Origin of the sequence: Psychrobacillus sp. OK032 (genome assembly GCF_900111345.1) — a bacterium.
Taxonomy (GTDB): domain Bacteria; phylum Bacillota; class Bacilli; order Bacillales_A; family Planococcaceae; genus Psychrobacillus.
The window spans coordinates 549,618-563,734 of sequence record NZ_FOGY01000002.1; the positions used below are offsets into that span (position 1 = coordinate 549,618).

Consider the following 14,117-nt stretch of genomic DNA (forward strand, 5'->3'; position numbering starts at 1 on the left):
AAGCGCAAGCGCCTATTTCTGCCCCGACAGGCAAATGGTGATAGGGTAGGTCTGCAAAGTGCGCCACATCCTGTGGCAAAGCAAGACATGACCCGCATCGTGCGGGCCCAGGAGGCAGCTCCCCAGCCACCACAAGCGATTTTGTTTGCGACGAGCTTTGCGCTGGAGCAGCTTTTTCACATTTGACCCCGAGGAGCAACGTTCTTCTGCGACGAGCTTTGCGCTGGAGCTGGATCCCCTAGAATAATTGCCCCACCTTAATTGGTGAGGCAATTTTTTATATAATGCTTGCGTGACCGTGATAAATAGCGCCACTATTTGCATCTATCGTTAATTCTTGACCATCTTTAATTAATTTTGTTGCATTTTCTACACCAACAATGACCGGAATTCCTAAACTTAGTCCTACCACTGCTGCATGGCTAGTTAATCCGCCTTCTTCGGTAATAAGACCTTTGCATTTTTCAATACTTGGAACCATATCTCGATCAGAACCAATTGTAACAATGATACTATTAGTTGTATCTTTACCAGCCAACTCTCTAGCATTATTAACTACAATTGCTTTTCCAAAAGCGGAAGTTCTTCCAATTCCTTGCCCTTTAGCGACCTTATCTCCGATCACATGTACTTTCATTAAGTTAGTTGTTCCAGCTTCCCCCACTGGAACTCCTGCAGTAATCACAACTAAATCGCCATGCGTTACATACTCGTGAACAATACTCTCCTCAATTGCTGTTTCTAGCACTTCATCTGTTGAAAAAGCTTTTTTTCCAACGATTGGGTACACACCCCAGACAAGTGTCAGCTTTCTAGAAGGTAAATTAGAAGAAGTTACTGCTATAATAGGAACTCCTGGTCTAAATTTAGCAATCATTTTAGCAGTATGACCGCTCTCTGTAGGGGCAATAACAGCTTTAACTTTTAAGTTAATCGCAGTATGTGCAACAGCCTGTCCAATTGCATCTGTTAAGTTTACTTCACGAGCCTTACTTAACTTGGATACATGTGCACGATAATCGATTGCGTTTTCTGTTCTTTTAGCGATTTTATCCATTGTTTGAACAGCTTCTAGCGGATAGGTACCAGCCGCAGTTTCTCCCGATAACATAATAGCATCTGTTCCGTCTAGTATGGCATTAGCAACATCACTAGCTTCCGCACGAGTTGGTCTTGGGTTACGTTGCATGGAATCTAGCATTTGGGTTGCAGTAATAACTGGTTTGCCAGCTTCATTACATTTTTTAATAAGGCTTTTTTGTACTAAAGGAACTTCTTCTGCTGGAATTTCTACACCAAGATCTCCTCTTGCAACCATTAACCCGTCCGAAACTTGAATGATTTCATCAATATTATCTACGCCTTCTTGGTTTTCAATTTTCGGGATGATTTGAATATGAGAACCTTTATTGTTTTCGAGTAACTCTCTAATTTCTAGTACATCTTTTGATCGGCGAACGAAAGAAGCCGCGATGAAATCTACATCTTGCTCAATACCAAATAGAATATCTTTTGCATCTTTCTCTGTAATTCCTGGCAACTGTACAGAAACTCCTGGTACATTTACGCCTTTATTATTTTTTAGCGTCCCAGCATTTTGAACAAACGTGGAAATAATGCCATCAGTCGTATTAATATCTGTGACGATTAACTCGATTAAACCATCATCTAGTAATATAATTGAACCTTTTTGTACATCTTCAATTAGTTTTTCATATGAAATAGAAAAACGTTCTGTATTTCCTAGAACTTCCGTCATGGAAATATCAATAGTTTGACCAGACTCCAATTCGATTGCGTCATTTTCCATTTTATGAGTACGGATTTCAGGACCTTTCGTATCTAATAAAATACCTACAATTTTCCCTACTTTTTTGGACACTGCTCTTATTGTTTTAATCCTTGCAGCATGTTCTTCATGGCTCCCGTGTGAAAAGTTTAATCTGGCTACGTTCATCCCTGCCTCGATTAATTTTTCTAACATCTCTTCTGATTCACTTGCTGGTCCAATAGTACAAACTATTTTAGTTTTTCTCATCGTCCAAGTCCTTTCTATGTAAAAGAATTAGTATTTCGTCGTAGTTAAATAGATAATTCTTTCGATAATTGATACATATTCTTATCAAATACTTCGCTTTTCTCAAATGCTTCATTCATATCATAGTCTACCACTTCATGGTTCTGTATGCCAACAGCACGCCCCCCATTACCGGCCATTAAAACTTCAACAGCTCTTGCCCCAAACATACTTGCCAACACCCGGTCCCGACCAGTCGGAGACCCTCCACGTTGAATATGCCCTAGAACAGAAACACGGGTTTCAATATTTGCATGCTCCATTAGTTTAGCAGCAAAATCTGATCCACTCATAACTCCTTCAGCAACGATAATAATACTATGTTTTTTTCCTCGGGAAGTTCCACTTTTCAAACGTTCCACAACTTCTTCCATATTCATAGTTACTTCCGGAATAATAATCGTCTCTGCTCCACCTGCTAAACCAGCCCACAAAGCTAAATCCCCTGCATCTCTGCCCATTACTTCTACAATAAATGTTCGGTCATGAGAAGTCGCGGTATCTCTAATTTTGTCAATACAGTCGATTACCGTATTGAGTGCTGTATCGAAACCAAGCGTGTAATCTGTTCCAGGTATATCATTATCGATTGTTCCAGGTATTCCTACACAAGGAAAACCATTTTTCGTTAAAGTCATCGATCCACGATAAGACCCATCTCCTCCGATAATAACAAGACCCTCGATACCGTTTGCTTTTAATTGTTCAATCGCTTTTTGTTGGCCTTCTTCTGTGCGAAACTCAGGACATCTTGCAGAAAAAAGCTTCGTTCCACCTCTTTGAATAATATCTCCAACGGAACCTAAATTTAATACTTCCATTTTCCCATCGATTAAGCCTTGATACCCGTGAAAAATCCCCACTACTTCGAGTCCCTCATAAATTGCTTTTCTTACTACAGCACGTATTGCAGCATTCATCCCAGGTGCGTCTCCACCACTCGTTAATACACCTATACGCTTCACAATGGTTCCTCCAAACTTTTATTTTTAGTCACGTTGTTGATTATCATAAATTTCCCAACTCATAATTACATTTCGATTAAAGTGCGATTAGCCGTTTTCCTATTATAGTTTTCCGCCTTACTTTAAGATAGTGAGCGCTACTTAGCTTCTGCTAGGATTTCCGCTGCAGGGCGGACGCTTTCCGCGGGGTGAGCGATGAGCCTTCACCGCCGGAGTCGCCGCCCTTCCGCTACAATCCACGAAAAATTGCTTACTAATCAGTAATGATTCGCTAAAACTAACTATTATTCAGTTTTTCAATGTGTGTGTCCACTCATTGAAAGCACACGAGAACAACCTAATTGTTGGTGAAAGCAACCAACTCTTAATACATATACCTACATACCTAACAACAACATAAAACTGTAAGTCATAATCTTGTTACTCAATAGAATAAGATGGATAATCTACAGACGTGATATTTAATAAGTTCATCTTATCATGAATGGACTAAAAAAAAATGCGCCACTATAGACGCATTTTTTTACTCTGTGAATTCTCCAATATTTTTAAACTTATTGTAACGATCATTTATTAACTCTTCTGCCGAAAGCTTGGAGAGCTCACGTAGTGAGTTAATAAGAACATCCTTCATATACGTTGCTTGTGCTTCTGAATCTCTATGAGCACCGCCATATACCTCGCGAATTACTCCATCAATGATATTCATCTTTTTTAAATCAGGTGCAGTAATTTTCATCGCTTCCGCCGCTTGTTTAGCGAGTGATGCATCTTTCCATAAAATTGATGCTGCTCCTTCTGGTGAAATAACCGAATAAGTAGAATTCTCCAGCATATGAATATGATTGGCAACTCCAAGCGCAAGTGCACCGCCACTTCCACCTTCTCCAATGACAACGCTAATAACTGGTACTTTTAAACCAGCCATTTCTACTAAATTTCTAGCAATCGCTTCACTTTGTCCACGTTCTTCCGCTGCTTTACCTGGATAAGCCCCTTTTGTATCGATAAAGCAAATAACTGGACGATTAAATTTTTCCGCTTGCTTCATTAAACGTAATGCTTTTCGATAACCTTCCGGATGTGGCATTCCGAAATTCCGTTTAATATTTTCTTTCGTGTCAATCCCTCGTTGATGACCAATAATCGTAATTGGTTTTCCCTCGAACAATGCAATTCCACCTATGATTGCTGCATCATCCCCGTAAAGACGATCTCCATGTAGCTCAATGAAATCTGTAAATAATAATTGAATATAATCTCTTGTTGTAGGACGACCTGGATGACGGGCAACTTGTACACGATCCCAAGGTTCCATATTTTCATAAATTTCTTGTTCTAATCTATGCAATCTTTTTTCTAGATTTTTTATTTCTGCAGTCATATCCACTTCTGCATTTACGGTATACTCTTTTAACTCTTCAATTTTAGCTTTTAACTGAACAACTGGTTCTTCAAACGGCAATGTTTTTACCATGTAGAAACCTCCTTACTCATATGCATTTGAACTAGTGTTGCCACTTTTTCACGCATATCTTTTCGATGAATTACTGCATCTAATTGACCATGATCCATTAAAAACTCTGCGGTTTGAAAATCTTCTGGAAGTTTTTCGCGAACCGTTTGTTCAATTACCCGTCGACCAGCAAATCCAATCAAGGCTTTTGGTTCAGCAATATTAATATCACCTACTGAAGCAAAACTTGCTGAAACGCCTCCTGTTGTCGGATGCGTTAAAATGGAAATATATAAAAGTCCGTGATCACTATGTCGTCTTAAAGCTACGGAAGTTTTGGCCATTTGCATTAACGACAATACACCTTCTTGCATTCTAGCCCCACCACTCGCAGTGAAAATAATAAATGGAACTTGAAGCTCCGTTGCCTTTTCAATAGCTCTCGTAATTTTCTCCCCTACAACAGAGCCCATAGAACCCATTCTAAAATGAGAATCCATAATTGCCACAACTACTCTTTGTCTTTCTAATTGACCCGTACCAGTTAGCACTGCTTCATTTAAACCAGTTTTCTTTGCATCTGATTTAATTTTTTCTGTATAGCTAGGAAAATTTAAAGGATTCACTGTTTCTAAATGGTCATCCATCGATTCAAATGTGTTTTCGTCCAAAAAGATTTCTACTCGTTCATGTGCTGTCATTTTCATATGATGATCACAAGTAGGGCAGACTTTTAAATTTTTCATTAAGTCCTTAGTGAAGACGTTTTTCCTACATTCTGGACATTTCATCATAATTCCTTCTGGCACATCATTTTTCGCTTTTTCAGTTGGTATTGTCGCATATTTCTTTTTTTGATTTTTTCTAAATATATCTCGAATCATTTAATTTTCTCCCCTATTCATTAACAATTTCCATTCATTGTAATAGGATATTGCTTGTGGCTCATTCCCAACTTTTAAATTGTTCAAAAGTAGCTTCCAGGCTTTCTTTTCTTCTACATTCATAATACCGCGATAAGGTTCACCAGCAAACTGTTTCAATAAAAACCATATTTTCAAGGCTAGTCGATTATTAGATATAATAATAATTTCTCGAATAATGTCTTCTTGAAGTACTTCCTCTTGCAATTTATCTATGAAAGCATCCCAAATCGATTGTTTATGAAGTAGTTGAGTCATACATATCGTACGAATTGCATCTTGTTCTAACGCTTGCATCGTAGTATGAACATCTTTTTTAGATTTAGCATCCTGTAATATAAAAGTAGATAATAATTCCACTAACTGATGTTTGCGAAAATCAGAAAGAAAAGTTCCTTCTCCTCGTCTTGTTTCTATTATTCCAAGCAATTCTAAACTTCTAAGCGCTTCCCTTACAGTTGAACGCCCAACTTGAAGACGCTCTGCAAGTTCTCTTTCGGAAGGTAGTTTTCCACCAACTGCAATATTTTCATCTTGAATGAGTTGTCTTAGTTGCTTAACTATTTCTAAAAACATTTTCCTGGAGTTATTATTTGGGATCATTCCATCCTCACTCTTCCATTAATTACAAAGTGGTCAGACCACTCATAGTTAATAGCATACAAAAAAATAAGGGACTCGTAAAGAAAAAACTGCACTTGGGATGTACAGTTTATATTGAAACTATTTTTCCAATTATTTGAGTTCGACCATTTCGACGCTCTGATTTACCCTCGACTATAATAATTGCTAGATCTTCTAACAAGGAATTGTACTTTGCATAGTCCTCTGGGAATAGTGTGATAGAAATACTTCCCGTTTCATCTTGTACCGTGACAAATGCCATGGATTCCCCTTTTTTCGTTCGAATTTTTTTTATGTCCTGTATTAATCCGACTACGGTGACTTTCCAATCTTTCGATGATTGTACGACATCCCAAATATTCGCTACTTGCTGTGGCATATTCTTTTTCTTTGAAACCGTAGGATGCTCTGAAAAATATTGACCTAACACTTCTTTTTCAAATTGAAGCTTTACCATAAGTGGCAATTCGTCCGTACGAATATATTTTGACTTTCCAAAATGAGTGGCATTTCCTTCAAATAAGTCCGTGTCTTCTGTCGGACTAACTAGTTCCGCATATTTCACTGCTGCGTCAAGCGTTGCAAGTAAAGTAGCTCGCTCTTCCTGGAAATAATCGAGCGCTCCTGCTTTGATGAGCGGTTCTATATTTTTTCTAGTAAAATGGATCGCTGATAAATCAGCAGCAAGGTCAAAAAGATCCCCCCACTTACTTCCATTTCTTCTTTGTTGCAATAATTTTTGAATAAATGCGTGCGAAACGCCTTTAATAGCTTGCAAACCAAATCTCACTCCGTCATCTTCCACTGTGAAAAAAGGTTGGCTGTTTAAAATAGAAGGAGGTAGTATTGAAATTCCTTTTTGTTTCATTTCCATTACTAGTTGATTAATCTTTTCTTGATTGCCAGTTGCAGTGCTAAGTAACGCACAGTAAAACGCTTCTGGAAAATGTGCCTTTAGAAAAGCCATTTGATAGGAAATGACACTGTATGCTACCGCATGGCTTTTTGGAAAACCATAGTCTGCAAATCGAACGATCAAATCATAAACAGATGAAGCTGCCAGTTCGGAATGACCGAGTTGTACAGCTTTTTGTACAAAATGCGTTCTTTCTTTTTGCAATATATCTCTGTTTTTCTTACTTACTGCTCTCCGAAGTAAATCCGCTTCTCCAAAAGTAAAGCCCGCCATTTGTGATGCGATTTGCATGATTTGTTCTTGATAGACGATTATACCGTACGTTTCTTCTAAAATAGGCTGTAAAACAGGATGTTCGAATGTCACTGGTAGTTGTCCTAATTTTCGTTTTGCATAGAGTGGAATACTCTCCATTGGACCAGGTCTATAAAGGGCATTTACTGCCACGATATCTTCAAACTTTGTCGGTTGAATTTGTTGGAGTGCATGTCGCATTCCCGCCGATTCTAATTGGAAAACACCTGTAGTATCACCTTTTTGTAATAACCGAAAAGTATGATCATCATTTAAAGGAATGGAAGAAAGCGAAAGTGTTTGGGTACGATTTCTATTAATAATCTTTAAAATTCGTTCAATAATTGTTAAATTTCTTAATCCAAGAAAATCCATCTTTAACAAGCCGACCTGCTCTACTTCTTTCATCGGCCATTGCGTTAAGAATAGATCGTCATGCCCTATTTGGATTGGGACTATATCTACTAATGGAATCGGTGATAATACTACTCCTGCAGCATGGGTAGATGCGTTTCTAGGCAACCCTTCCAACGCAAGCGCAACTTGAAACCATTTTTTTCTTATTTCTTCTGTTTGGATAAACTCGCGAAGTTTTTGGGATTGTGCATATGCTTCTTTCAGTGTAATGCCGTTTTGGTTTGGGATAAACGAAGAAATAGCTTCTAATGTAGAAGATTCAAAACCAAAAATCCTTGCAACTTCCCTCGCTACTGCCTTAGCGGATAATGTACCAAACGTAATAATTTGGGAAACATAGTTTTTCCCGTATTTTTCAGCAACATATTGAATAACTTCCATTCTTCTTGAGTCTGCAAAATCAATATCAATATCCGGCATGGTGATACGTTCTGGATTTAAAAAACGTTCAAATAAAAGACCGTATTGGAGGGGATCGACATCGGTAATAAATAGAGAATAGGCGACAAGTGAACTTGCGGATGAACCCCGACCTGGACCTGTCAAAATACCAGCACGCTCAGCATATTTCATAAAATCTTGCACGATTAGAAAATAGTCTTCGTAATTCATTTCATTAATAATTTGAAGTTCATAATGAAGCCGCTCTTTATATTTTTGCGTCACTTCGCCTAAACGAATGTTTAAACCTTCTTCACAAAGTGCTCGCAAATAATCTTTCGCATTTTCCTGCGAAGGCAAAGGGAACTTAGGCATAATATGTGCTTTTTTATCGAGTTGGACATGGCATCTTTCGAGCAATGTCTTTGTATTTTCAAACCATTCTGGAACGTCTGAAAACCATTCCATCCACTCTTTTTCTGTCAACACATGATAGGAATCTTCTGTAGGTTTTAAGCGATTACGATCGGTCATTTTTAATGATTGGTCCATTGCGTTCAATACTTCAAATGCAAATGCATCTTCTTTTTGTACATAACGACTCTTGTGAAAAACAGTAATTTTAATAGAGGATTGCTTAGCTGATTCAATTATTTCTTCTTCGATATCTTGCTTTATTCCATTTGTTCGCTCTATTCCAACATACAAATCATCTTCTCTAAATAGGTCCTTTAACTCGCTTAATGCCTCTTGAGAAAACTGCTTATCTCCTTTATAAACTGCAATGATGCCATCTTTGTATGCGGCAAGCCATTTCTTAGGAAGTTCCGTTAATTCTCTCGTTTCTAAGCTGCTTGAAATTTTCAATAGATTTTCATAACCTCTATTATTTTCCGCATATAGAACGAGTGGAACACATTTTTCGTCTAATTGGACATTGGTCGATAGTCCGATAACCGCATGTATTTGATGATTTTTCATTTCATGCCAAAAAGGCATTATGCCATACAAAGTACTATTTGTAATGGCTACTGCCTTTGCATGATTGCTTTTCAACTTTTCTATAAGTGGCTCCAATTGAATTGTACTTTTCAGCATATCCGCTGATGTTACAATTTGTGGATATACTGTTTTCATATAACACACCTCAATTTACAGCTTTTTTAGATCTTCAATTACCAGGTCTGCTTCTTCCCAAGTTTGTACGGAAGCACCTGAAGCAAGTGGATGACCTCCACCACCGTATTTCTTCGCAACTGTATTAATAACGGGACCTTTAGATCGCAAGCGAACTCGAATAGTATCAGCATCTTCTATGAAAAATACCCAGCATTTCATTCCTTTTACATCTGCTAACACACTTACCAATAAGGAGGCCTCTGAATCGGAAACATTGTATTCCTTTAATAATTTACGCGTTAGTTTCATATGACCAACACCGTTGTCATCCATTTCAAAGTTTGCGTAAATATATCCTTTTAACTGTAGTAGGTTGCTTTCTACTTCATACATCCCATTAAATAATTCTGTACGATCAAACCCGTAAGAAATTAATTGACCTGCAAATTTCATCGTTTGCTCTGTAGTACTTTGGAACATAAATCGACCAGTATCACCTACAATACCGGCATAAAGAAGTCTTGCAACTGCCGCATTCATCTTCCAGTTTTTATAATCTTTCGCTTCTACAAATAGCTCACAGATCAATTCACTTACAGAGCTTGCATTTGTATCGACCCAAAGTAAATCGCCATATGCATCATCATTTGGATGATGATCGATTTTTATAAGATAATTTCCTAGTTTATAACGTTCGTCATCAATTCTTTCTGTATTCGCTGTATCCGTAACGATAATTAATGCATCATTAAAATCATCATTCGTTACAGAGTCCGGACAAGCAAGAAAATCTAACGTATTTTCATGTTGTCCAGTTGCTAGTACTTTTTTGTTCGGATAGTTTAAGGATATTAGCTCTTTCAATCCAATTTGAGATCCGTAAGCATCTGGATCTGGTCTCACATGTCTGTGAATTATTATTTTGTCATAGCGTTCGATTGTGTCGATGATTTGTCTTTTCATTTCATTTCTCCTCAGTTAGTCAAGTTTACCATTCGCATTTTTTGAATTTTACTATTACAATAATAGAAGGATATGATGGAAGTTTCACTTTAATGGAGGTTCATAATGATTCTTAATGGAATATTGATATGTGCAATAGTTGTCTCATTTGTTTGGTATTTCTATTTTAAAACAAAACAGTTACGGACAAATTTACCGATTCGAAAAAAATGGTTTGCCGCAAGGGCATCTGTATGCCTTGGTGCATTTATGTTTTTCTTTGGTATTAACTTTTTAGTAGTTTACCAATCCTCTGTTACGTATGCTGTTACTGGATTGTTTGTTTTACTTGGTGGTTATTTTATGTATCATAATTATAGAGCAAGCAAGCATTACGGACAGTTTGTTCAAGAGGAACTAACTTTAAATCAATAAGTATTAGAATGATGCAGCTTAAGCAGCTGCATCATTTTTTATCTCTCCAACAATTGATACGTAACCATAGCTTTTCCTACTAATTGTTTTTCATTGAATACTTCTATGTCCATTTTCGCCACTTTTCTACTCATTTCTAAAACGCGAGCATGTACTCGAAGAATACTTTCCAACTGAATGGGTTTCGTATAATAAATGGTCATATTCTCGACAACACTTTCTCCGCGTTTTCGAATCTTCAACGTTTGAGATCCTGTCTCGGTTACTAGTATTGTAAATGCACCGTAGGACATAGCGCCAAAATGATCGGTCATTTGAGGGGTTACTTCAAATTCAAAGATAAATTCCTCTGAAGATATTGCTTTTATTTGTTGTTTCACAATATCATCAATAGTTTCTCCATTTTGAGGTTGCCTAGACGCTGCTTGCAAAGCTTTTAAAACGTCTTGTCTGCTAATAACCCCTTCTAGATTATTATTATCACCTACAACTGGCAACAAATCGATTCCTTCCCAAATCATCCGGTGACTTGCCGAAGCTACACTCGTTTTCATCGTAATAGATATAGGTGTTTTCGTCATAACTTTTTCAATAAGTTCATGATTTTCTTTCCCGATAACATCTCTAGCTGTAACAATTCCAACTAATTTATTGGATTTATCCACCACTGGAAATCCACCATGTGTTGTTACATCATTTAATTCACGGTATTGCTTCACATGATCGGTAGTACGAAGAAACGATGTTTTTTCTAATGGAATATAAATATCCTCAATAAGAAGTACATCTTTTTTGATCAATTGGTCATCAATTGCACGGTTAATCATCGTTGCAACAGTAAATGAGTCATAACTTGTTGATATAACAGGCAATTCCAGTTCATCAGCTAGTTTTTTTGTAGGTTCCGGAACATCAAAGCCCCCTGTTACAAGTATTGCCGCTCCTGCTTGTAGTGCGGTCTCATGAACTTTTAAGCGGTTTCCAACGATCAGTAAATTACCTGGCTCTACGTACCGCATCATATCTTCTAATTGCATGGCACCTATAACAAATTTATTCAACGTTTTATAAAGGCCCGTTTTACCACCTAATACTTGCCCATCTACAATATTTACCACTTCTGCGAATGTTAGCCGTTCAAAATGCTCTTTTTTCTTCAATTCTATTCGTATAGTTCCTACTCGTTCAATCGTACTAACTAGCCTTCTAGTTTCCGCTTCTTTTATGGCACGATAAGCAGTTCCTTCGCTTACCGTTAAGTCTTTTGCAATTTGCCTAACGGATATTTTATCTCCAACTGGTAGTTTTTCTATATAAGCTAAAATTTGTTCGTGTTTTGTTGTCATGTAGTCACATCCAAACGCTTGTTATACGTTCATTGTACCACAATTTTCGCTATTTCTAGTCACGTGACAACTGCACGCTGTCTCCTGCATCTAAAACTTGAACTTCGGCTGCTTTTACTAGTTCCTTGAATTTGTTTGGATCTTGTTTAATTGGTGGGAAGGTGTTGTAGTGAATTGGTACCACTATTTCTGGTTTTAATAACTCTACAGCATAAGCAGCATCCTCTGGACCCATTGTGAAGTTATCTCCAATAGGTAAAAAAGCAACGTCGATATTATTTCTATCGCCTATAAGTTTCATATCTCCGAACAATGCAGTATCGCCAGCATGGTAAATAGTTTTACCTTCTGCTGTAACTAGCACTCCAGCAGGCATCCCTGTATAAATCGATTGACCCTCTTCTATCGTATATGATGAACTATGGAATGCTTGTGTAAATTTCACTTTTCCGAAATCGAAGTCAAATGCACCACCTATCCCCATCGCATGAACTTTCACACCATGTGATTCCATTAATTCTGCAAGTTCAAATGGTGCAATTACTAATGCATCACTTCTTTTAGCAATTTCAACAGTATCACCTACATGATCATTATGTCCATGTGTCAATAAGATGACATCAGCCGTTACATCCGAAGCGTCTAAGTCTGTTTGACCATTTCCATTAATAAAAGGGTCAATTAATATCGTATGTGTATTTGTTTGAATTTTTACTACTGAGTGTCCGTGATAACTAATATTCATATTGTCGTCATCTCTCCTTAAAAATTATTATACTTCTTATGTATTGATTCTACGTAGATGCGATATTTCCTTTATTCTGCTATCCTTAATTTATAGGCACAGTTATACTGTTGATTTCCGTTTTAGGCGGACGCTTTCCGCGGAGTGAGCGATGAGCCATCACCGTAGCTTACGCGTCCGCCTGAGATGTCTCATCTGTCTCAACAGAGGAACGAAAGCCAGGAGCGCCACATCTTGTGGCAACGCCTTCGTGACCAACATCCTGTTGGCCTCCGCTGGAGTCGCCGCCGTATACTACAATCAATCAGATGAGTAAAATCAACAATAAAATTTAACATAGCCAATTAATAAATTTAAAGAGGTGTAAGTATGAATCAAGTAGAGAAAATTCAAAACTTTTTACAAACGAACAATATAGATGCAACTTTCATCACCACTCCAGATAATGTGTTTTACTTCACTGGTTTCCGAAGCAATCCGCATGAACGCTTACTTGGTGTCGTTATTTTTAAAGAAGCGGAACCTTTTATTATTTGTCCGCAAATGGAAATTCCAGATGCTAAAGCTACCGGTTGGGAAGGTCAAATTGTTGGTCATCAAGATACGGAAAATGCATGGGATATAGTCGTACAAACAATGAAAGAAAAAGTGGGAGATATTACGTCGCTCGCAGTTGAAAAAGCACATTTAACTGTAGAAAGATTAGAAGCCGTAATGGAAAGAATTCCGAACTTACATGTTTCTAGAATTGATGAAAAAATAAACGATCTTCGTGTTATTAAATCCGAAGATGAATTAGCAAATATGCGCAAAGCTGCTGAACTTGCAGATTATGCAATTGAAGTCGGATGTAAAGAAATTGCAGAAGGAAAAACGGAGTTAGAAATATTAAACGCAATAGAACTAGCTGTAAAAGAAAAAGGCGCTACTCAAATGTCTTTTGATACAATGGTATTAAGTGGACCAAAAACAGCTTCCCCACATGGAACACCTGGAGAGCGTAAAATTCAAAAAGGTGATTTTATCCTATTCGATCTTGGAGTAGTATATAATGGCTATTGTTCTGATATCACTCGTACAGTTTCTTTTGGCGAACCTTCAGCTGATAAACGAAAAATTTATGAAACAGTTCTACGAGCAGAAGAAGCTGCTGTCCAAGCTGTAAAACCTGGGATTACTGCGATGGAATTAGACAAAATTGCTCGTGATGTCATTACGGATGCAGGTTACGGAGAATATTTTACCCATCGTTTAGGTCATGGTCTTGGAATTTCTGTACATGAGTTCCCATCTATTACAGGTGTAAATGAGATGAAATTAGAAACTGGCATGGTTTTCACTATTGAACCTGGTATTTATCACCCAGAAATAACAGGCGTTCGCATTGAAGATGATGTTGTAGTAACAGCGGACGGCGTGGAAGTATTAACAAAGTTTCCGAAAGAATTACAAATACTTTAATACATAAAAAGCACTC

At 37.6% G+C, this 14,117-nt stretch carries 11 protein-coding genes; 2 read left to right on the plus strand and 9 right to left on the minus strand.

The window, feature by feature from the left end:
* Window positions 1–277: 277 nt before the first annotated feature.
* The 7 genes from pyk to BMZ04_RS06420 form a co-directional block, all read right to left on the minus strand.
* The gene (gene pyk / locus BMZ04_RS06390) at window positions 278–2,038 is read right to left on the minus strand and encodes a pyruvate kinase (RefSeq protein WP_093266886.1); all 1,761 of its coding nucleotides are present in this window, start codon (window positions 2,036–2,038) and stop codon (window positions 278–280) included.
* 44 nt (window positions 2,039–2,082) lie between these two features.
* Window positions 2,083–3,042 (minus strand): 6-phosphofructokinase, encoded by a 960-nt coding sequence (gene pfkA / locus BMZ04_RS06395; protein ID WP_093266887.1) that lies wholly within the window; start codon window positions 3,040–3,042, stop codon window positions 2,083–2,085.
* Between the two features lie 523 nt (window positions 3,043–3,565).
* Window positions 3,566–4,519, minus strand: coding sequence for an acetyl-CoA carboxylase carboxyl transferase subunit alpha (gene accA, locus BMZ04_RS06400; RefSeq protein WP_093266888.1), 954 nt, complete (start codon window positions 4,517–4,519; stop codon window positions 3,566–3,568).
* Entirely contained in the window at window positions 4,513–5,382 is an 870-nt protein-coding gene (accD, locus tag BMZ04_RS06405; RefSeq protein ID WP_093266889.1) for an acetyl-CoA carboxylase, carboxyltransferase subunit beta, read from the minus strand. Before accD ends, accA begins: the two co-directional genes overlap by 7 nt.
* Window positions 5,383–5,997: a FadR/GntR family transcriptional regulator gene (locus BMZ04_RS06410; RefSeq protein ID WP_255367819.1), complete on the minus strand. Its 615-nt coding sequence runs from the start codon at window positions 5,995–5,997 to the stop codon at window positions 5,383–5,385.
* 136 nt (window positions 5,998–6,133) lie between these two features.
* A complete protein-coding gene (gene dnaE, locus BMZ04_RS06415; protein ID WP_093266891.1) occupies window positions 6,134–9,190 on the minus strand; it encodes a DNA polymerase III subunit alpha in 3,057 nt (1,018 codons plus the stop codon).
* 15 nt (window positions 9,191–9,205) lie between these two features.
* Entirely contained in the window at window positions 9,206–10,135 is a 930-nt protein-coding gene (locus tag BMZ04_RS06420) for a DHH family phosphoesterase (RefSeq protein WP_093266892.1), read from the minus strand.
* A gap of 105 nt (window positions 10,136–10,240) precedes the next feature.
* Between BMZ04_RS06420 and BMZ04_RS06425 the strand changes: the two genes are divergently transcribed.
* Window positions 10,241–10,549, plus strand: coding sequence for a YtpI family protein (locus BMZ04_RS06425; protein WP_093266893.1), 309 nt, complete (start codon window positions 10,241–10,243; stop codon window positions 10,547–10,549).
* Between the two features lie 38 nt (window positions 10,550–10,587).
* Here BMZ04_RS06425 and BMZ04_RS06430 read toward each other — a convergent pair whose 3' ends face one another.
* Both BMZ04_RS06430 and BMZ04_RS06435 read right to left on the minus strand, forming a co-directional pair.
* Complete coding sequence (locus BMZ04_RS06430) at window positions 10,588–11,895, minus strand: DRTGG domain-containing protein (RefSeq protein WP_093266894.1); 1,308 nt, start codon at window positions 11,893–11,895, stop codon at window positions 10,588–10,590.
* A gap of 55 nt (window positions 11,896–11,950) precedes the next feature.
* Window positions 11,951–12,640 (minus strand): metal-dependent hydrolase, encoded by a 690-nt coding sequence (locus tag BMZ04_RS06435; RefSeq protein WP_093266895.1) that lies wholly within the window; start codon window positions 12,638–12,640, stop codon window positions 11,951–11,953.
* A gap of 369 nt (window positions 12,641–13,009) precedes the next feature.
* Here BMZ04_RS06435 and BMZ04_RS06440 point away from each other — a divergent pair, with 369 nt between their 5' ends.
* Entirely contained in the window at window positions 13,010–14,101 is a 1,092-nt protein-coding gene (locus BMZ04_RS06440) for a M24 family metallopeptidase (protein WP_093266896.1), read from the plus strand.
* Window positions 14,102–14,117 lie beyond the last annotated feature (16 nt).

Bases quoted from the DNA above. Each gene is read 5' to 3' on its own strand.
- pyk (WP_093266886.1), bottom strand. From the start codon at position 2,038: ATGAGAAAAACTAAAATAGTTTGTACTATTGGACCAGCAAGTGAATCA.
- accA (WP_093266888.1), bottom strand. From the start codon at position 4,519: ATGGTAAAAACATTGCCGTTTGAAGAACCAGTTGTTCAGTTAAAAGCT.
- accD (WP_093266889.1), bottom strand. From the start codon at position 5,382: ATGATTCGAGATATATTTAGAAAAAATCAAAAAAAGAAATATGCGACA.
- BMZ04_RS06410 (WP_255367819.1), bottom strand. From the start codon at position 5,997: ATGTTTTTAGAAATAGTTAAGCAACTAAGACAACTCATTCAAGATGAA.
- dnaE (WP_093266891.1), bottom strand. From the start codon at position 9,190: ATGAAAACAGTATATCCACAAATTGTAACATCAGCGGATATGCTGAAA.
- BMZ04_RS06420 (WP_093266892.1), bottom strand. From the start codon at position 10,135: ATGAAAAGACAAATCATCGACACAATCGAACGCTATGACAAAATAATA.
- BMZ04_RS06425 (WP_093266893.1), top strand. From the start codon at position 10,241: ATGATTCTTAATGGAATATTGATATGTGCAATAGTTGTCTCATTTGTT.
- BMZ04_RS06430 (WP_093266894.1), bottom strand. From the start codon at position 11,895: ATGACAACAAAACACGAACAAATTTTAGCTTATATAGAAAAACTACCA.
- BMZ04_RS06435 (WP_093266895.1), bottom strand. From the start codon at position 12,640: ATGAATATTAGTTATCACGGACACTCAGTAGTAAAAATTCAAACAAAT.
- BMZ04_RS06440 (WP_093266896.1), top strand. From the start codon at position 13,010: ATGAATCAAGTAGAGAAAATTCAAAACTTTTTACAAACGAACAATATA.